The organism is Marimonas lutisalis (assembly GCF_005434965.1).
GTDB classification, from domain to species: domain Bacteria; phylum Pseudomonadota; class Alphaproteobacteria; order Rhodobacterales; family Rhodobacteraceae; genus Marimonas_A; species Marimonas_A lutisalis.
The window spans coordinates 34,229-52,269 of record NZ_SKCI01000006.1 but is presented as its reverse complement, the minus strand read 5'-3'; the positions used below and the strand labels follow the sequence as shown (position 1 = coordinate 52,269).

Sequence of the window (18,041 nt, the reverse complement as noted above, 5' to 3'; positions counted from 1 at the left end):
ACGGGAGTGTGATGGCCGTGGATCAGATGGTCAGCAAACCGCATGAACGGCTGGCGGCGCATCTGAGCGCCGAGATGGACGCCGTGAACACGTTGATCCGCGAACGCATGGCAAGCAAGCACGCGCCGCGCATTCCCGAGGTGACAGCGCACCTGGTGGAAGCCGGCGGCAAGCGCCTGCGCCCGATGCTGACGCTGGCGGCGGCGGATATCTGCGGCTATGGCGGCCCCTACCACGTGCATCTGGCCGCGACGGTCGAGTTCATCCACACCGCGACGCTGCTGCATGACGACGTCGTGGATGAAAGCGCCCAGCGGCGCGGGCGGCCCACGGCGAACCTGCTGTGGGACAACAAATCAAGCGTTCTGGTCGGCGATTACCTGTTTTCGCGCGCGTTCCAGCTGATGACCGACACCGGCAACCTGCGGGTCCTGCGCATCCTGTCGGATGCCTCGGCCACAATTGCCGAGGGCGAGGTGCTGCAGCTGACCGCGGCGCAGGACCTGCGCACCGATGAGGGCATTTACCTGCAGGTCGTCCGCGGCAAGACGGCGGCGCTGTTTTCGGCGGCGACGGAAGTGGGCGGCGTGATTGCCGGCGCCCCCGAGCCGCAGGTGCAGGCGCTTTACGACTACGGCGATGCGCTGGGCATCGCTTTCCAGATCGTCGATGACCTGCTGGATTATGCTGGCGACACCTCGGCCACTGGCAAGAACCTGGGCGACGATTTCCGCGAGCGCAAGCTGACCCTTCCGGTGATCAAGGCGGTTGCGAAGGCCGATGCCGAAGAGCGCGCCTTCTGGCAGCGCACGATCGAGAAGGGCGACCAGCGCGAGGGCGACCTTGAACACGCCATGGCGCTGCTCGACAAGCACGGCACGATCGAGGCCACGCGGGACGATGCGCTGATGTGGGCCGGCAAGGCCAAGGCGGCGCTGGAGCAGCTGCCCGCGCATGACGTGCGCGACATGCTGCGCGATCTGGCCGATTACGTGGTGGCGCGGATTTCCTGACGGGATGGTGGGGTGAAACCCCACCCTACGGCCTAGCTGAACGCTTCGGGTTTGGCCTCGCGCGCCATGTGGTCCAGCACGGCATTCACGAATTGCGCTTCCTTGCCTTCGGGGAAGAAGGCGCGGGCGACATCGACATATTCGGTGATCACCACCTTGGGCGGCGTCGTGGTTTGCGTGAGTTCCGCCCCGGCGGCGCGGAAAAGCGCGCGCAGGGTGGGATCAATCCGGTTGATCGGCCATTTCGCCACCAGGGCGCGGTCTGTCATCTGGTCGATGGGCGCCTGGTAGTTGACCGCATTGTCCATGATCTGGCGGAAGAGATTGACATCGCCCTCGATCATCTCACCCTCGTCATACTCGGCGCCAAAGCGGTAATCCTCGAACTCGGTGATCACCGCCTCGACCGTCTGGCCCGATTGCTCCATCTGATACAGCGCCTGCACGGCATAAAGCCGCGATGCCGATTTCATCTTGCGCTTCTGATTGCCCGAGAGCGTCATGCCTTGGGGGTGTCCTTTGTATCGCCTGCGATCTGGTATTCCTCGCGCTCGGGGATGAAACCCACCCCCTTGCGGGCGTTGCCCCACTTACGGGTGAGCGCGATGAGATGCAAGGCCGCCGCGGCCGCGCCCGCCCCCTTGTTCATCTGCGCCGGATCGGCCCGCACGTCGGCCTGTTCGAAGTTTTCGACCGTCAGGATGCCGTTGCCGATGCACAGGCCCTGAAGCCCGAGCATCTGGATGGCGCGGCTGCTGTCATTGCAGACGGTTTCGTAATGCGTGGTCTCGCCCCGGATGACACAGCCCAGCGCCACGTAACCATCGAAATTCGACAGCCGTTCGGCGATGCCGATGGTGGTGGGAATTTCCAGCGCGCCCGGCACCTCGACGATCTCGCAGGTGCCGCCGCCGGCTTCGATCTCGGCCGTGGCGCCCGCGATCAGGTTGTCGGCGATGTCGCGATAGAAGGGCGCCGCGACGATCAGCAATTTCACCGGTTTGTCGAATTCGGGCCGCGGCAGGGTGTAGTGGGATTCGGCCATGTCATGAGCCTCCGTTATGGATCGGGCGGGTGCCGACGATCGACAGCCCGAAAGCTTCGATCCCCAGGTAGCGCGTGCTGGGCGAGTCGGTGAGCAGGATCAACTCCTTGAGGCCCAGCGTCGCCATGATCTGGCTGCCAAGCCCCGTGCGCTTGACGATCTTGGGGCCCTGGTCCTCTTCGCCCAGATCCAGCTTCGGGTGCGGTTCGCGGAAGAGAAGCACCGCGCCGCGGCCTTCTTCGGCGATGATCCGCATCGCCCGGGGCAACTCGTCCGACGGGCTGGGCCCGAGGCCGAGGATGTCTTCGAGTTCGTTGAGCGCATGCGCGCGCACCAGCACCGGCTCGGGCGTGGTGATATCGCCCTTGATCAGCGCGATGTGATCGGTGCCGGTGATTTCGTCGGTGAAAACGCGCATCTGCCACTCGCCGCCATGTTCCGAGGTCACCGTCCGCGTGCGGGTTTCGCGCACGAGGTTGTCGTGCTGGTGGCGATAGGCAATGAGGTCAGAAATCGTGCCGATCTTCAGATCATGCCTTTTGGCGAATTCCACCAACTCGGGCAGGCGCGCCATGGTTCCGTCTTCGTTCATGATCTCGCAGATCACCGCCGAGGGGTTGAGCCCCGCCAGGCGAGAGATGTCGACGGCGGCCTCGGTATGGCCGGCACGGACCAGCACGCCGCCTGTGCGGGCGCGCAGCGGGAAGACATGGCCGGGCGTGGCCAGGTCGGCCATGGTGTTCTGTTCGTTTATGGCGGTCTTGATCGTCAGCGCCCGGTCGCCGGCGGAAATGCCGGTGGTCACGCCCTCGCGCGCCTCGATCGAAACGGTAAAGGCGGTTTCCATGCGCGAGGAATTGTTCACCGCCATCATCGGCAGGCCCAGCCGGTCGATCCGTTCCGCCGTCATCGGCAGGCAGATCAGGCCGCGGCCATGCGTGGCCATAAAATTCACCGCGTCGGCGTCCGCGAACTCGGCCGGAATGATCAGGTCGCCCTCGTTCTCGCGGTCTTCGTGATCGACGAGGATGTACATCTCGCCGCGGCTGGCGCCCGCGATGATCTCTTCGATCGGCGTGATCGCGCCGCGCAGGGACGCCTCGACGGCGCCGGGTGTGTCATAGGCTGTGGACATGGGTCTTCCCTTTCGCCCCGCCTGTTAGCGCAGGCAGGGCGGCTTGGCCAGAGCGTCCGAACGTCATGCGCCGGGCGTTCAGCCCCTGAACTGCCAGAGCGCGGGGATGAAGCGATACGCCTCCCCATCGCGCACCACGTGGCCCGCGCCCGGGAAGGGGAAGTGATACCCTAGGAGTGCGATACCGTCGGCAGCAGCCATGTCGAGCATCGCCTTGCGGCTGGCGACCGTCGCCTCGGGGTCGGCATCAATGCCGTTGTACCATTCGGGATGCGCGAAGTTGAGCCAGCCATGGCTGAGCGCGTCGCCCGTGGCGATAAGCTGTTTGCCCCCCGACTCGACCCGCAGCGACATGTGGCCTGCGGTGTGGCCAAAGCTGTTCATCACGCTGATGCCCGGGGCGATCTCGTCGCCATCGGTCACGAAATTCCATTCCACCCCGTCGACATTGATCGAATTCACCGCGCCCACGACGAATTGCTGATCTTCGGGCGCGACCTTGTTCGCCAGGTCATCCTGCATCCAGTAGGCATGCTCGGCCTCGCCGATGAAATACGCGGCATCGGGAAAGATCGCCTCGTCGAAATCATCGCGGATGCCCCAGATGTGATCGGGATGGGCATGGGTGATGAACACGTGGGTGATCGAGGACGGATCGATGCCCGCGGCCTCCATGTTGGCGACAAGCCGCCCGGTGGTCGAGAAGAAACGAGAGCCCGAGCCCACATCGACCAGCACCTTGGCGTCGCCCAGTTCCACGAAAACGTGGTTTGTATGGGCGTAATTCTGTTCGGAATTCAGGTAATGCGCCTTAAGGAAGTCGACCACCGCGCCTTCCCCTGCATTGACGCCCAGGCCATCGACGGGCTGGGTGAAAAAGCCATCCGAAATCACCGTGACCTGCGCCTCGCCGAGGGTAAACCGGAAATGCGCGGGGTTGGCGGCAGCGGGTGCCCCAAGCTGGGCCCGGGCCGCGGCTGGCAGCGCGAAGGCGGGCGCCACGGCGGCGAGTTTGAGAAGATCCCGGCGGGTTGGGCGAATGAGTGTCATGGCGTCTCCTCCTGTGAGCGTCAGCACATTATGAAGAGCCTGCGCGGCAACGCAACACGTTTCGTGAATATGTCCACGCTCGTGCTTCATCTTGCCGGAAATATCCCGGGGGTCCGGGGGCAGCGCCCCCGAGCTTCACGGCGTCACGCGCAGCGGCTCAGGAAAATTCCTGCAACCGCGCGACATAGCGCGCCAGCGTGTCGATCTCGATATTGACGCGGTCCCCCACCCTGGCCTGGCCCCAGGTGGTGGCTTCCTTGGTGTGGGGGATGAAATTGATGCCGAAATCGCTGCCCGACACCTCGTTCACGGTCAGCGAGGTGCCGTTGAGCGCGACCGAGCCCTTTGGCGCAATGAAGCGGGCAAGTGCCTCGGGCGCACGCAGCGTGACCCGCGTGCTGTCGCCCTCTTCGCGCATCGCGACGATCTCGGCTACGCCGTCGACATGGCCCGACACGATATGCCCGCCCAGTTCGTCCCCCACCTTGAGCGCGCGTTCCAGATTGACGCGCCGCCCGCGGTCCCAGCCGCCCAGGTTGGTTTTCGACACGGTTTCGGCGCTGATCTCGACATCGAACCAGTCCTCGCCCAGGGCGATCACGGTCAGGCAGACGCCATCGCACGCTATCGAGGCGCCGATGTCGATCGAGCCGGTGTCATAGCCCGTGGCGATGCGCGCGCGCAGGTCGCCCCGCTGTTCCAGGTCGCGAATGGTGCCGATATCTGTGATGATCCCGGTGAACATGCCCGTCCTCCTTGCTTGTCCGAGCACCTACCCCGCAACGCGCGCCGGTGCAAGAAAGCGCTGTTCAATCAGCCGTTTCAGGGCCATATTTTGGCCGAACTCGCAGGGTAGAAGGGAAAAACGCCATTCCGAGTTATGTGAGATCCATGGGTGTGATTACCGGCGAGCAACGCGTTTTCCTGTTCCTGCAAGGGCCGCACGGGCCGTTTTTCCACCGGCTGGGAAAAATGCTGCGCCTGGCCGGGGCCCGCGTGTGGCGCGTGGGGTTCAACGCGGGCGACCGCGCGTTCTGGCGCGATCGCGAGAGTTACATCCCCTATCTCGGATCACAGGAGGACTGGCCCGAGCGGTTCGACGAAATCCTCGCCGAAAAGTCCGTGACCGATATCGTGCTTTATGGCGATGTGCGCCGTATCCATGCCGAAGCGATAGCGCGCGCCAAGGCGGCCGGGCTGGGCGTGCATGTCTTCGAAGAAGGGTACATGCGGCCCTATTGGGTGACCTACGAGCGCAACGGATCGAACGGAAATTCGCGCCTGATGGAGATGAGCGTGGCCGACATGCGCGCGGCGCTGGCGCAGTCCGACCTCGATGCCCCTCTGCCGCCGGCCAAGTGGGGCGACATGCGCCAGCACGTGTTCTACGGGGCGCTTTACCATTTCTTCGTGATGTTCCGGAACGGCGGATATCGCAACTTCCGCCCGCATCGCGATCTGCCGGTCGCGCGCGAGTTCCAGCTTTATCTCAAGCGGCTTTTGCTGATGCCGGCACAGGCGATCGAACGGCGCATCGCCACGCTGCGCATTCGCGGCGGCGGGTTTCCCTATCACCTGGCATTGCTGCAGCTGGAACATGATTCAAGTTTCCAGCGCCATTCGCCGTTTTCGACCATGCCCGAGTTTCTCGACGTCGTGATCCGCGGTTTTGCCGAGGGCGCACCGGGGCATCATCACCTTGTGTTCAAGGCGCATCCGCTGGAAGACGGGCGCGTTCCGCTGCGCCAGGAGATTCGCCGCATGGCGCGCGCCCACGGCGTGCGCGACCGGGTGCATTACGTGCGCGGCGGCAAGCTGGCCCAGCTTCTTGACGATGCGCGCAGCGCGGTGACGGTGAACTCGACCGCCGCGCAGCAGGTTCTGTGGCGCGGCATCCCTCTCAAGGTTTTCGGCAGCGCCGTCTATGACAAGCCGGAGTTCGTATCGACCCAACCCTTGCCCGAGTTCTTCGCCAGGGCCGAACGCCCCGACAGCAGGGCCTACCAGGATTATCGCCGCTACCTTCTGGAAACCAGCCAGGTCGCCGGCGGTTTCTACTCGTCGCGGGGGCGCCGGCAGCTCTTGCGCATGGTCGTCGACATGATGCTGTCGCCGGAAGATCCCTATGATGCGTTGAAACAGGGCACCGCGGCGCCGCGGCAACAGTTGCGGTTGGTCAACTGAGCGACACAAGCGCTAGCGCTTTATTTTTCACGTGAGATCGGCTAGCTTGGCTTCAATTACAGCGTGCAAAACGTTGAATCCGAGGCAGAAAAATAACAGGTCGAGGAGACCGAGCAGTGAAACCCGTCAATTCCCGTTGGGCGAAGTCCGTCGCCTTCATCGCCGCTTTGGCGGTTGTTTCCTCCTGCGGGTTGCCGCGCGTCGGCCCCAACAAGCGCGAAATTTTCGAAGGTTCGGTGCAACGCAGCGGCGATGCTTTCATCGTTTCGGTGAATGACCGGGTGACGCGGGCCACGGCCGTGGTGCCGGCGCTGGGCTTTACCGACGAGTTCAAGAAAGCGGGCGTGATAGGGTCGGACACGATCCGACCGGGCGACACGCTGGGCCTGACGATCTGGGAAAACGTCGACGATGGGCTGCTGGCGGGCGAAACCGCGAACTCCACCATCCTCGAAGAAGTCCAGGTTGATGGTGCGGGTTTCATCTTCGTGCCCTATGCCGGCAGGATCCGCGCCGCGGGCAACACACCCGAGGCGATCCGCCGGATCATCACCCGCAAGCTGGAAGACCAGACGCCCGATCCGCAGGTCGAAGTCCGTCGGCTGGCCGGTGACGGCGCCACCGTAAGCGTGGTGGGCGCCGTGGGCGGCCAGGGCGTGTTCCCGATCGAACGGCCGACCCGGACCCTGGCGACCATGCTGGCACGCGCCGGCGGCATCACGATCGAGCCGGAAATCGCCCAGATCACCGTGATCCGGGGCAGGATGCGGTCGAAAATCTGGTTCCAGGACCTGTTCGAATATCCCGAATTCGATATCGCGCTGCGCGCGGGTGACCGGATTCTCGTCGAGGAAGACAGCCGGTCGTTCACCGCACTTGGCGCAACCGGCTCGCAAAGCCGAGTGCATTTCGAGAGCCAGACGCTGAGCGCGGTCGAGGCGCTGGCGCAGGTGGGTGGTCTTCTGACCGCGAGCGCCGATCCGACCGGCGTGTTCGTGTTCCGCAACGAGCCCGACGAGATCGCCAACACCGTTCTGGGCCGCAACGATCTGCAGGGCGCGCAGCGGATGGTTTACGTACTGGACCTGACGCAGCCGAACGGCATGTTCCTGGCCCGCGATTTCAGCATTCGCGACGGCGACACGCTCTACGTGACCGAAGCGCCGTTCACCCAGTGGAACAAGACCATTTCGGCCATCACCGGCACGCTGGGTTCGGTTGGCACGGTCAGTTCGGGCATCTCGACGTTGAGCGGCGAATAAGCCTTGGCCGACACGCCGAAAGACTTGGCCGCCGGGGCGGATACGCCCCGGCGGCTTTACTATTTCAACGCGGGCTTCCTGCGGCAGCGGCGCGTGCGCCGGATTGTCGAACTCGCCGGATACGAACTTCGGCTCGGCAAGCCGGCCGAAGACGACCTGATCGCGGTTTGGGGCCATTCACCTTATGCGCAACGCGGCGAGGCGGTGGCCGATGCGACAGGCGCCGGGATTGTGCGGATCGAGGATGCCTTCCTGCGCTCGCTTTTCCCCGGGCGCACGGGAGATATGCCGCTTGGATTGCAGATCGACCATCGCGGCGTGCATTTCGATGCCATGGAACCTTCCGATCTCGAACATCTGCTGGCCAACCACCCGCTGGATGATACTGCGCTGCTGAACCGCGCAAAGCGCGCGATCGCGCGGCTGCGCGAGGCGCATCTGAGCAAGTATTTCGCCTTCGATCCGGATACTCCGGTGCCAGACCCGGGCTATGTTCTGGTGATCGACCAGACCCGCGGCGATGCCAGCGTGAAATACGGGCGTGCGGATGCCAACAGCTTTCGCGAGATGCTGTACTATGCGCAGGAGGACAATCCCGGCGCGCGGATCGTGATCAAGACCCATCCCGAAACGGCCAAGGGGTTTCGCGAGGGTTATTTCGGGGCGGACGATGCCAATGACCGCATCAGCCTTTTCACCGACAGCGCCAGCCCCTGGGAACTATTCGATGGGGCGGTGGCGGTTTACACGGTTTCAAGCCAGATGGGGTTCGAAGCGATCCTTTCGGGGCACAAGCCCATTGTTTTTGGCCAGCCGTTCTATGCCGGATGGGGCCTGACCGAGGACCGCCACCCGCACCCCCTGCCCCGTCGCGGTCGCAACCTGACACGGGCGCAGCTGTTCGCCGCGGCGATGATCCTGCACCCGGTCTGGTACGACCCCTACAACGACGAGCGGTGCGAGCTGGAAGAGGTTCTGGCCACCGCCGAAGCCATGGCGCGCGAATGGCGCGAGGACAGGCAGGGCTGGACCGGGGAGGAAATCAGGCTGTGGAAGCGGCGCCCGTTCCAGCGGTTTTTCGGGCACCACAAACCGATGACGTTCCGTGGATCGGACGCGACGCGGCGCCGCATGATCTGGGCCGGCAAGGCCGAGGCCGGGCGTGACATCGTGCGGGTCGAAGACGGGTTCCTGCGGTCGCGCGGGCTGGGCGCCGAACTGGTGCCACCGCTGTCTCTCATCTGTGATGATCTTGGCATCTACTATGACCCGTCGCGCGAAAGCCGGCTGGAGCAGTTGATTTCGGAGCGCGCCGATCTGCGCCCCGATCAGCAGGCGCGCGCGCGGGCCCTGATCGACCGGCTGATCGAGGAGCGGGTGAACAAGTACAACCTGGGCGGTGAAACGCCAGCCCTGCCGAAAGGGCATCGCATTCTGGTACCCGGGCAGGTCGAGGACGACGCCTCGATCCGGCTGGGGGCGGGCGAGATCGACACGAACCAGGCCCTGTTGCAGGCAGCGCGGGCCGCGAACTCGGACGCGGTGATCCTCTACAAGCCGCATCCGGATGTCGAAGCCGGGCTGCGCGAGGGCGCACTGAGTGACGAAAGCCCTGCCGATCTGGTGCTGACAGGTGCCGATCCGCTGGCCCTGCTGGACGAGGTGGACGAGGTCTGGACCATGACATCGCTTCTGGGGTTCGAGGCCCTGTTGCGCGGTGTGAAGGTGACCGTCACCGGCGCGCCCTTCTATGCCGGTTGGGGGCTGACCCGTGACTTGGGCAAGGTGCCACCACGGCGCATGGCGCGGCCAACGCTGGAAGGGTTGGTGCATGCCGCGCTGATCGATTATCCGCGCTACCTGGACCCGGTGACGGGCCTGCCCTGCCCTGTGGAACTGGCCGTGGCGCGGCTGGCCACGGGGAACATCCCCCACCCGGGACGGGTGAACCGACTTGTTGCGAAACTGCAGGGCCTGTTCGCGGGTCAGGCGGGACTTTGGCGATAAAAAACCCGGGGCCGTTCCTCTCGGCCCCGGGCTGCACTCACCGTCCCTCGTGAGTGGTTTCAGAGATCGCCGTTTGCACCGGCTTCCATGATCTCTTCGAGTGCCTCGCGGATCTTGATCGCGCCTTCGCGCAGTTCGGGGCTGATCTTGTTGGGGTTGGGCGAGGTATCGAGCCAACGCACGTCCCAATCCAGCGTCATCAACCAGATATCTCCGTTATTGTCCTCGAGCACGGTGATCCGGCAGGGCACGAAGGCGCCGAACTCGGGCACGTAGTCAAGGATGTCGCGCATGGTCATCACGTCGCAGTAGCTGACCATTTCCAGCCGGGGCGAAGTCTCCCCCGTGATCGCCTCGATCACCTTGTGCGGGGTGTTGTGGCCCACCTTCTTCATGTTGAGGAAGTTGGCGCGCAGGTCCATCGACTCGATCACCTCGTCGAAGCTGAGGCTTGAGTCGGCCTTCTTCTTGGCCACCATCATGTTGATCATCTGGCGCAGCGACATGGGGTTCCCCATCATCGTCGACTGCATCATCTTCATCTTGGCCTCGGCGGTGATCACATCCGGCGTGATCTGATTGGCGGCGCGATCGGGATCGAGTGGCGGCGCCGGCATGGTCCAGCCGCCTTCGGGCACCCAGCCCGGCCCGACGCCCGCGTCGGGGCCGGCATAGGTGACCGAATTGTCATATTCCTTTTCCTCGGCCAGCGCCGGCTGAACGAGAAGCACGATGGCCGAGGCAGCAGCCGCAATCATTCTGGTCATGCAATGCATGGTCTTGCCTTTCGATAGTCTGTTGAAAACGGCGTGCCCCTCGGCTGCAGGAGCGCGGGCACGCCAGACCGTTCCGTCAGTTGCTGTCGTCGGTCTTGGGCGCCATGCCCTCGCCCGCCTTGGCCATCGCGGCGGGCATGGCCATCGACATCTGGAACATCGCCGTCATCATGCCGGCCATCATTTCGGGATCCATCATCTTCATCATGCTGTCCATGAACTTGGGATCCGTCATCATTTCCATGTAGCCGGCCATCATCTGCGGATCGGCGAATTTCATCATCGCTTCCATCATCTTGGGATCGAAGGCGATGCGCATCCACGCGTTCATCATTTCCGGATCGGCCATCTTCATCATGGCATCCCACATCGCGGGGTTTGCCATCATGCCGACCATGGTTTCCATCATCTCGGGCGAGGCGAAGGCCATCATGGATTCCCACATCTTGGGGCTCATGAAGACCTGCATCATGGGCTCCATCATCTCGGGGCTGGCGAATTTCATCATCGCTTCCATCATCTGCGGATTCATCGCGATGTTCATCCACTGCGTGAAGAGCTCGGGATCCATCATATCGCCCATCGAGGACATCATGGCGTTGACCATGTCGGGGTTGAACATGATCTTGACCCAGGCCTCCATCATCTCGGGGCTCATCATCTGAGTCATGCCCTGCACGAAGGCGGGGTTCGAAAACGCCTTGGCCCACTCGGTGGTGTTGGCATAGCTGTTGTCCGATTGGGCGTGCCCCATCGTGGCCACGCTAATGGCGATTGCCGAGACAACCCCCCGGGTAAAAGTCTTGATACGCATTCCAGTCCTCCCTGACGGGGGCAATCGCCCCCAAAAGTCGGCGCGGCCGGCTCCGTTCCTCCCTCGGAGTGCCCGGCGCACCTATCAAGACAAATTAATGCATATAGATAGACGAATTTGAAATAAAAAAACAGAAATGCGCCTTTAATCGTTATAAGTTGTCTTTTCGATACCTGTTTAATTGTGTTCCCTGACAACGACTTAACCTTGCGTCAAGCGCCTGCAGGATGGCTGAAGATGCGAAAGAATCCGCCTGAAACCATGCGCGGCACGGGCCGAAATCCGCGAATCCGACGTTCAGCGACGGCACCAGCGGTGCAGAACATCGCCCCCCAGCGCGCGTGTTTCGACCAGGTCGAAGCGTTGTGCCTCGTCCAGGGTGGCAAGGCCCATGGCGCCGATGGCCGGCAGCCCCTCGGCGCCGATGGCGAGACCGGCAGTGAAGCCAACGAGTTCGTCGACCAGATCAGCGGCCAGAAGCGATGACGCGATGGCGCCGCCGCCTTCGCAGAACACCCGGGTGATGCCCTGTGCGCCCAGCGCCTGAAGCACGGCGGCAAGATCGAGCTGGCGGCCTGCAAGTGCACAGGGCAGAAGCGTGGCGCCGATGCCCTCCCAGGCTTCTCTCAGCGCGCTATCGGCATCGGGGCCATGCACGAGCCATAGCGGAACGTCGCGCGCGGACTTAGCCAATTGGCTGATCAGTGGAAGATCGAGAAGCCGCGACACAACGATGCGCACCGGCTGATGCTCGACCCCGAGATCACGAACGGTCAGTGACGGATCATCGGCACGGGCGGTGCCGCCGCCGATCATTACCGCGTCGTGCTGGGCGCGCATCGCATGCACCGCGCGGCGGGCCTGTGGCCCGGTGATCCACTGGCTATGGCCGGTGGCGGTGGCGATCCGGCCGTCGAAACTGGTGGCCAGCTTGAGCGTGACAAACGGGCGTCCCTGTTCGGTGCGCAGGAAGAATCCGGCGTGATCGCGCCCGGCCTCGTCAACGAGCACCCCGGTGGTGACCGAGACGCCGGCGGCGCGCAGCATGGCAAAGCCCTGCCCGGCCACCCGCGGATCGCTGTCGGCCATGGGCGCGACTACGCGGGCAATACCGGCCTCGGCGAGCGCCGCGGCGCAGGGCGGGGTTTGCCCGTGATGCGCGCAGGGTTCGAGCGTGACATAGGCGGTGGCGCCGCGCGCGGCCTGGCCCGCCTGGGCAAGCGCGATGGTTTCGGCATGCGGCCGTCCGCCCGGCGCGGTCGCACCGCGCCCGACGATACGCCCATCGCGGACGATGACGCAGCCCACCGCCGGATTGGGCCAGGTTCGGCCCTGCCCGCGCCGGCCCAGCGAAAGGGCCAGCGCCATGTAGCGTGCGTCGGTCTGGTTCACTCTTCCGGTTTCACGTCGGGACGCAGTTCGCTGACGAATTTGTCGAAATCATCCGCCGCCTGGAAGTTCTTGTAAACGCTGGCAAAACGCACATAGGCCACGGTGTCGATCCGGGCGAGCGTTTCCATCACGATCTCGCCGATGACCTTGGACGAAATATCGGTTTCGCCCATGCTTTCCAGCCGCCGCACGATACCCGAGATCATCTGGTCGATCCGCTCGGGATCAACGGGGCGTTTCTGTAGGGCGATCCGGATCGAGCGTTCAAGCTTGTCGCGGTCGAAATCCTCGCGCCGGCCATTCGACTTGATCACCACGAGATCGCGCAGCTGCACACGTTCATACGTGGTAAACCGGCCCCCACAGGCCGGGCAGAACCGGCGACGCCGGATCGAAACATGGTCCTCGGCGGGCCGGGAATCCTTCACTTGGGTATCGATATTTCCGCAAAACGGGCAGCGCATGGCCGTCCCCCTTTATTCTTGTCTCTGCCTCGGTCATGGGGTTCGTGCCCCACTTATCCACAGGCACTATAGGGGAGCCTCAATAGTTTGGGTAGAGGGCAAATGATGCCCCAAGATGAAGGATAGTGGGATTGTTGCAGCGATGTTCCCCCAAAGGCGCGCAATCCGCCGAATTAGTCCGCCAGAAAATGCGCGGCAACGGTGCGCGTATGACGCGCGTCGCGATGTTCGAACAGGTAGATGCCCTGCCAGGTGCCCAGAACAGGACGGCCAGCGGATACCGGGATCGACAACGACACCGGCATCATCGCCGCCTTGATATGGGCAGGCATGTCATCGGGGCCCTCGTAGGTATGGGTCAGATAGGCCATCGACGGATCGGTGGTGGGCGGCACAAGGCGCGCGAAATAGGCGCGCAGATCGCTCTGCACTTCGGGATCGGCGTTTTCCTGGATCAGCAGGCTGCACGAGGTATGGCGGACGAAAAGCGTCAGCAGCCCGTCGCCCTGCCCCGCCACCCAACGCGTGACATCGCGGGTGAATTCGTAAAGCCCCTGACCGTGCGTCGATATCGAAAACCGGGTTTGCATGGAGCCAGAATGAAGCCTGATCCCCATACGCACAAGCCTGCGCGACACCGTCCGTTCGGGAAAGCTGCCTACTCTTGAATGCCTTGCAGGTAGTAGACGAGCGCCAGGATACGGCCCTGCACGATCTCTTCGGCCTTGATACCGGGGTGCACGGTGTAGGCATAGGAGTCTTCCTTGAAGAGCCCGCCCCAGACCGGCATCTCCGTACTGCCATGGCCCTTGATCTCGCGCCGGCCGTCAATTGCCTGATAGACCTCGGAGAACGGGAAAACACCATTGTTGTTCTTGGCCAGATGCTTCAGGTTTCCGGGTTTCTGCGCAAAGAGGTCGGCCACCGGTCCATCTCCGGCACCATCCGCACCATGGCAGACCGCGCAGTTTTCCATAAACGACGCCTTGCCGATCAGCGTCTCCTGCGCGACTGCGGGGGCGGCCAAAAGCCCCAGCGAAGCGGTTGCCGAGACGAGGGCGAATGCGAGTTGTGATTTCAAAGACATCAAACAGTCCTCCCGAGGGGTGTTTCTTTTCAAATGCAATCGGAAAAGCCGGGTGATGATCGGCGAATACTGACCACGGCATAAGACTAGCGCCCGCAGGCAGCGCAGGTGTTGATCGCGATCAATAGAAGACACGAAACCCGGACGCCCGCCCAACTCCGTGCAAAAGGGCGGTGAAGGCGTTCGGCGCTCAGCCGCTAGGGAATGTCGATCTCGTAGACATCCGCGCAGAAACTCTCGGCATGGGCGGTGCGCAGGTTGAAGCCCTCGGCGCGGATCCGCACCGAGTAATTTCCGCCCGTTCCGAGACGCGGCCCATTGGCAAGGTCCAGAGAGGGTTGCGTGGTAAAGGCAACCGCCCGGCGCCCGGGATGCGTGGTGCTGGGACCATAGGCGCGCAGGACATATACCCGGTCATTGCCACCAGCGCCCTGCATCTGGCGCGCATACTGACCGGCAGCGCACCAGAATTCCCGCGGGCCCGATCCAACACCCGAGACAACTTCGAACCCGTCCGGGACCAGGTTTACCGTGAGACCATTGACAGCGGTGAAGGCATGGCCGGGCGCGGCAAAGGCCGTGCCGAGGATGAGGGCGGCAGGCAGGATACGCATGGCAGTCTCCTGAACCGGGAAGGGACGGGTCTACTATCATGCAACGGGGCGGTTGCGTTCAAATCACTTTTCCTTTGGCACCGGGTCGAGCCAGCCGACATAGCGGATGAGCATCCCCAGAACCGGCGCGCGCGCCGAGACATCGAAATGGACACGGCCGTTTTCGCCAGCACGCTCATGGGTGGCGCTGCGCGGCAGCAGGATGCGCGGCAGGCGAACACCCATCACCCAAAGGCGCGTGATGGAGAAGTGCAAAGTATCGTCGCAGACCGTGGGGCGCATGGCCACGCGCAGCGCGCCGAAACGTTCGATCACCTCGCCCCGGTCGGAATCGAACCGCAAGGTGGACGCGGTGGGATGACCGCCGAAGCCCCGCAGCCAGCGGCTTTCCCCGGGACCGATATGCATGGCCAGCCGGATCGACTGATCCTGCGCGGCGGGGGGAAAGCGGCCCAGCCACAGCGCAAGGCGGATCAGGGGGCCACGGCCCCGCATGATCGTGCAGCGCCCGTGATAGCGTTTTTCGCCCGTACCGCCGTGAAACTCCAGCAGGGCGGGCGCAACGGACAGGCCATGATATTCGATCGCCTTCAGGAACGGATCCCCGCTCATCCCCATCCCCCGGGCAGAAAGCGGGCTTTCAGCGCATCGTCGGGAACAAGGCATTCGTCATATCGCCCGAATATGCGATAGCGATTGCGCGCAATCAGGTGATAGATTGAATCCTTGATGATCCGCGGCAGGAAGCGGAGCGGATAGAATGCCCGCCAGGGCCCGCCGAGTGCGCGCATCGCGTGGGCAAAGGCATCGCCACGCTGATGGATCTGGCCACGTGTGATGACGATGTTGGTTTCAAACTCGTCCACCGGCAGGTCGAGCGCCCGGTAAGGCCTTGATCCAAAAGGGGATTGCGCCAGGGCAAAAGAGAAACGCGCGGTCCGGTCATGGCGCAGGACAAAGCGGAAAAATCCCGAGCAGAGCACGCATTCGCCATCGAAAACGATCAGGTTGCGCGTGCCGATCTCGTCGCGCAGATCGGGCGGCAGTGAAGAAACCCGGTGCATGGGTACCGGGGTGGGCAGAATGCCCACCCTACTGGTCGAGGAAGCTTCGCAGCTTGCGGCTGCGCGACGGGTGCTTGAGCTTGCGGAGTGCCTTGGCCTCGATCTGGCGGATACGTTCGCGGGTGACGCTGAACTGCTGGCCCACCTCTTCGAGCGTATGATCGGTGTTCATGCCGATGCCGAAACGCATGCGCAGCACGCGTTCCTCGCGCGGCGTCAGGCTGGCCAGAACGCGGGTCGTGGTTTCCTTGAGGTTTTCCTGGATGGCCGAATCCAGCGGCAGGATCGCGTTCTTGTCCTCGATGAAATCGCCCAGCTGGCTGTCTTCCTCGTCGCCGATGGGCGTTTCAAGGGAGATCGGCTCTTTCGCGATCTTCATCACCTTGCGCACTTTCTCGAGCGGCATCTGAAGCTTCTCGGCCAGCTCTTCCGGCGTCGGCTCACGGCCGATTTCATGCAGCATCTGGCGACCGGTGCGCACCAGCTTGTTGATGGTTTCGATCATGTGCACCGGGATGCGGATGGTGCGCGCCTGGTCAGCGATCGAGCGGGTGATCGCCTGACGGATCCACCAGGTTGCATAGGTCGAGAACTTGTAGCCGCGGCGGTATTCGAACTTGTCCACCGCCTTCATCAGGCCGATGTTGCCTTCCTGAATGAGATCCAGGAATTGCAGCCCGCGGTTGGTGTATTTCTTGGCGATGGAGATCACCAGGCGCAGGTTTGCTTCGACCATTTCCTTCTTGGCCTGGCGCGCCTCTTTCTCGCCCTTCTGGACCTGGTTCACGATGCGGCGGAATTCGCTGATATCAAGGCCGACATACTGGCCGACCTGCGCCATGTCGGCGCGCAGTTCCTCGATCTTGTCGGTCGAGCGGTCGATCAGAGCCTGCCAGCCCCGGCCCGACTTGTCGCGCATATCATCCAGCCAGGTCGGATCCAACTCGCGGCCACGGTATTCGTCGATGAACTCGCGGCGGTTGATGCGCGCCTGGTCTGCAAGCTTAACCATCGCACTGTCGATCTGCATGATCCGGCGGTTGATGCCGTAAAGCTGGTCGATCAGCGCCTCGATCCGGTTGTTGTGCAGGTGAAGCGAGTTCACCAGTTCGACGATTTCCGAGCGCAGTGCCTGGTAGGTGGTCTCGTCCTTGTCCGAGAACGAGCCGTCCTCGTTCAGGGTGGCCGAAATCCGGCTGTCCTGCATCTCGCTGAGTTTTGCGTAGTCGCTGGCGATCCGGTCGAGCGTTTCCAAGACACGCGGTTTCAGCGCGGTTTCCATCGCGGCCAGCGACATGTTAGCCTGTTCTTCCTCGTCGTCGTCGTCTTCCTTGGCAATCGGGTTGCCATCGGCATCGAGCTCGGGCTCGTCCGATTTTTCCTTGGATTTCGGCGCGGCGGAGACATTTGCGGCTTCGACGACCGGTTCGTCGTCTTCGCCGTCCTCGTCCAGCTGATTACCAAAGGTGGTTTCCAGGTCGATCACATCGCGCAGAAGAATGTCCTCGGACAGAAGTTCATCACGCCAGATGGTGATGGCCTGGAAGGTCAGCGGGCTTTCGCACAGCCCCGCGATCATGGTGTTGCGGCCGGCCTCGATCCGCTTGGCGATGGCGATCTCGCCCTCGCGGCTGAGCAGTTCGACGCTGCCCATTTCGCGCAGATACATGCGCACCGGGTCGTCGGTGCGGTCAAGCTTTTCCTGGCTGCCCGAGCCGAGCGTCAGTTCGCCTTTCTGGCCAACTTCGACCACCGCGGTATTCTTCTGCTCTTCTTCCTCGGCCTCTTCGTCCTCGATGATGTTGATGCCCATCTCGCTGAGCATCGACATCACGTCCTCGATCTGTTCCGAGCTGACCTGATCGGGCGGCAGAACCTGGTTGAGCTGGTCGTAGGTGATGTAGCCCTTCTCGCGCGCCTCGGCGATCATCTTCTTGACCGCGGTCTGGCTCATATCCAGCGAAACTTCGGCGTCCTGGTCTTCGGATTTGCGGTCGTCAGTGTCCTTGGCGGCCATGAAATGCTCCTGCTCAGTCGATTCGGGCTCCGTCGCGGCGGACGGGTGATTCGCAATTATGGCGAATCATGGGGGCTTGGAAGTGATTCGGCCACCCGTTTACCCTGTTTTCTTTAC

General features: G+C 63.2%; 19 protein-coding genes. 4 read left to right on the top strand and 15 right to left on the bottom strand.

The genetic code is table 11. The features are described 5' to 3' along the window. The first annotated feature begins 11 nt into the window (after positions 1 to 11). Positions 12 to 1,013, top strand: coding sequence for a polyprenyl synthetase family protein (locus E0501_RS19655; RefSeq protein WP_137703121.1), 1,002 nt, complete (start codon positions 12 to 14; stop codon positions 1,011 to 1,013). Between the two features lie 32 nt (positions 1,014 to 1,045). Here the strand turns inward: E0501_RS19655 and nusB are convergent, their stop codons facing one another. The 5 genes from nusB to E0501_RS19630 form a co-directional block, all read right to left on the bottom strand. Beyond that, positions 1,046 to 1,486, bottom strand: coding sequence for a transcription antitermination factor NusB (gene nusB, locus E0501_RS19650; protein ID WP_407943473.1), 441 nt, complete (start codon positions 1,484 to 1,486; stop codon positions 1,046 to 1,048). Positions 1,487 to 1,512: 26 nt separating this feature from the next. Beyond that, positions 1,513 to 2,058 (bottom strand): 6,7-dimethyl-8-ribityllumazine synthase, encoded by a 546-nt coding sequence (locus tag E0501_RS19645; RefSeq protein ID WP_137703119.1) that lies wholly within the window; start codon positions 2,056 to 2,058, stop codon positions 1,513 to 1,515. A 1-nt stretch (position 2,059) separates the two neighbouring features. Further along, entirely contained in the window at positions 2,060 to 3,193 is a 1,134-nt protein-coding gene (ribB, locus tag E0501_RS19640; RefSeq protein ID WP_137703118.1) for a 3,4-dihydroxy-2-butanone-4-phosphate synthase, read from the bottom strand. A 78-nt stretch (positions 3,194 to 3,271) separates the two neighbouring features. Then, entirely contained in the window at positions 3,272 to 4,243 is a 972-nt protein-coding gene (locus tag E0501_RS19635; RefSeq protein ID WP_137703117.1) for an MBL fold metallo-hydrolase, read from the bottom strand. A gap of 157 nt (positions 4,244 to 4,400) precedes the next feature. Further along, complete coding sequence (locus tag E0501_RS19630) at positions 4,401 to 4,988, bottom strand: riboflavin synthase (RefSeq protein ID WP_137703116.1); 588 nt, start codon at positions 4,986 to 4,988, stop codon at positions 4,401 to 4,403. Positions 4,989 to 5,134: 146 nt separating this feature from the next. Between E0501_RS19630 and E0501_RS19625 the strand changes: the two genes are divergently transcribed. The 3 genes from E0501_RS19625 to E0501_RS19615 all read left to right on the top strand — a co-directional run bounded on the left by E0501_RS19625 (position 5,135) and on the right by E0501_RS19615 (position 9,696). Beyond that, positions 5,135 to 6,427: a capsule biosynthesis protein gene (locus tag E0501_RS19625; protein WP_137703115.1), complete on the top strand. Its 1,293-nt coding sequence runs from the start codon at positions 5,135 to 5,137 to the stop codon at positions 6,425 to 6,427. 116 nt (positions 6,428 to 6,543) lie between these two features. Continuing rightward, complete coding sequence (locus E0501_RS19620; protein WP_137703114.1) at positions 6,544 to 7,689, top strand: polysaccharide biosynthesis/export family protein; 1,146 nt, start codon at positions 6,544 to 6,546, stop codon at positions 7,687 to 7,689. Positions 7,690 to 7,692: 3 nt separating this feature from the next. After that, positions 7,693 to 9,696, top strand: a complete 2,004-nt coding sequence (locus tag E0501_RS19615) for a capsular polysaccharide biosynthesis protein (protein WP_137703113.1) — start codon at positions 7,693 to 7,695, stop codon at positions 9,694 to 9,696. 59 nt (positions 9,697 to 9,755) lie between these two features. On the opposite strand, the gene E0501_RS19610 is transcribed toward E0501_RS19615, so the two are convergent. The 10 genes from E0501_RS19610 to rpoD all read right to left on the bottom strand — a co-directional run bounded on the left by E0501_RS19610 (position 9,756) and on the right by rpoD (position 17,924). Continuing rightward, complete coding sequence (locus tag E0501_RS19610) at positions 9,756 to 10,463, bottom strand: DUF302 domain-containing protein (protein ID WP_161594670.1); 708 nt, start codon at positions 10,461 to 10,463, stop codon at positions 9,756 to 9,758. A gap of 85 nt (positions 10,464 to 10,548) precedes the next feature. Further along, positions 10,549 to 11,286, bottom strand: coding sequence for a hypothetical protein (locus E0501_RS19605; protein ID WP_137703111.1), 738 nt, complete (start codon positions 11,284 to 11,286; stop codon positions 10,549 to 10,551). 297 nt (positions 11,287 to 11,583) lie between these two features. Then, positions 11,584 to 12,678 carry a bifunctional diaminohydroxyphosphoribosylaminopyrimidine deaminase/5-amino-6-(5-phosphoribosylamino)uracil reductase RibD gene (gene ribD, locus E0501_RS19600; protein ID WP_268888898.1) on the bottom strand — a complete coding sequence of 365 codons (1,095 nt, stop codon included), beginning with the start codon at positions 12,676 to 12,678 and terminating at the stop codon, positions 11,584 to 11,586. Next, positions 12,675 to 13,142, bottom strand: coding sequence for a transcriptional regulator NrdR (gene nrdR / locus E0501_RS19595; RefSeq protein WP_137703110.1), 468 nt, complete (start codon positions 13,140 to 13,142; stop codon positions 12,675 to 12,677). The genes ribD and nrdR overlap by 4 nt, the downstream gene beginning before the upstream one ends. Positions 13,143 to 13,315: 173 nt before the next feature. Further along, positions 13,316 to 13,732, bottom strand: coding sequence for a secondary thiamine-phosphate synthase enzyme YjbQ (locus E0501_RS19590; RefSeq protein WP_137703109.1), 417 nt, complete (start codon positions 13,730 to 13,732; stop codon positions 13,316 to 13,318). Positions 13,733 to 13,800: 68 nt separating this feature from the next. Then, entirely contained in the window at positions 13,801 to 14,229 is a 429-nt protein-coding gene (locus E0501_RS19585) for a c-type cytochrome (protein WP_205123524.1), read from the bottom strand. Positions 14,230 to 14,426: 197 nt separating this feature from the next. After that, positions 14,427 to 14,843, bottom strand: a complete 417-nt coding sequence (locus tag E0501_RS19580) for a hypothetical protein (RefSeq protein ID WP_137703108.1) — start codon at positions 14,841 to 14,843, stop codon at positions 14,427 to 14,429. 63 nt (positions 14,844 to 14,906) lie between these two features. Continuing rightward, on the bottom strand, positions 14,907 to 15,455 hold the full coding sequence (locus E0501_RS19575) for a DUF4166 domain-containing protein (RefSeq protein WP_161594669.1): 549 nt from the start codon (positions 15,453 to 15,455) through the stop codon (positions 14,907 to 14,909). Next, positions 15,452 to 15,907 carry a thiol-disulfide oxidoreductase DCC family protein gene (locus E0501_RS19570; RefSeq protein ID WP_137703106.1) on the bottom strand — a complete coding sequence of 152 codons (456 nt, stop codon included), beginning with the start codon at positions 15,905 to 15,907 and terminating at the stop codon, positions 15,452 to 15,454. The genes E0501_RS19575 and E0501_RS19570 overlap by 4 nt, the downstream gene beginning before the upstream one ends. Positions 15,908 to 15,935: 28 nt before the next feature. After that, a complete protein-coding gene (gene rpoD / locus E0501_RS19565) occupies positions 15,936 to 17,924 on the bottom strand; it encodes an RNA polymerase sigma factor RpoD (RefSeq protein WP_137703105.1) in 1,989 nt (662 codons plus the stop codon). Positions 17,925 to 18,041 lie beyond the last annotated feature (117 nt).

Coding starts and splice junctions, on each gene's coding strand:
- ribB (WP_137703118.1), bottom strand. CDS start 3,193: ATGTCCACAGCCTATGACACACCCGGCGCCGTCGAGGCGTCCCTGCGC.
- E0501_RS19610 (WP_161594670.1), bottom strand. CDS start 10,463: ATGACCAGAATGATTGCGGCTGCTGCCTCGGCCATCGTGCTTCTCGTT.
- nusB (WP_407943473.1), bottom strand. CDS start 1,486: ATGAAATCGGCATCGCGGCTTTATGCCGTGCAGGCGCTGTATCAGATG.
- rpoD (WP_137703105.1), bottom strand. CDS start 17,924: ATGGCCGCCAAGGACACTGACGACCGCAAATCCGAAGACCAGGACGCC.
- E0501_RS19630 (WP_137703116.1), bottom strand. CDS start 4,988: ATGTTCACCGGGATCATCACAGATATCGGCACCATTCGCGACCTGGAA.
- E0501_RS19590 (WP_137703109.1), bottom strand. CDS start 13,732: ATGCAAACCCGGTTTTCGATATCGACGCACGGTCAGGGGCTTTACGAA.
- E0501_RS19655 (WP_137703121.1), top strand. CDS start 12: ATGGCCGTGGATCAGATGGTCAGCAAACCGCATGAACGGCTGGCGGCG.
- E0501_RS19635 (WP_137703117.1), bottom strand. CDS start 4,243: ATGACACTCATTCGCCCAACCCGCCGGGATCTTCTCAAACTCGCCGCC.
- E0501_RS19575 (WP_161594669.1), bottom strand. CDS start 15,455: ATGAGCGGGGATCCGTTCCTGAAGGCGATCGAATATCATGGCCTGTCC.
- E0501_RS19645 (WP_137703119.1), bottom strand. CDS start 2,058: ATGGCCGAATCCCACTACACCCTGCCGCGGCCCGAATTCGACAAACCG.
- E0501_RS19580 (WP_137703108.1), bottom strand. CDS start 14,843: ATGCGTATCCTGCCTGCCGCCCTCATCCTCGGCACGGCCTTTGCCGCG.
- E0501_RS19605 (WP_137703111.1), bottom strand. CDS start 11,286: ATGCGTATCAAGACTTTTACCCGGGGGGTTGTCTCGGCAATCGCCATT.
- E0501_RS19585 (WP_205123524.1), bottom strand. CDS start 14,229: ATGTCTTTGAAATCACAACTCGCATTCGCCCTCGTCTCGGCAACCGCT.
- nrdR (WP_137703110.1), bottom strand. CDS start 13,142: ATGCGCTGCCCGTTTTGCGGAAATATCGATACCCAAGTGAAGGATTCC.
- E0501_RS19570 (WP_137703106.1), bottom strand. CDS start 15,907: ATGCACCGGGTTTCTTCACTGCCGCCCGATCTGCGCGACGAGATCGGC.
- E0501_RS19625 (WP_137703115.1), top strand. CDS start 5,135: ATGGGTGTGATTACCGGCGAGCAACGCGTTTTCCTGTTCCTGCAAGGG.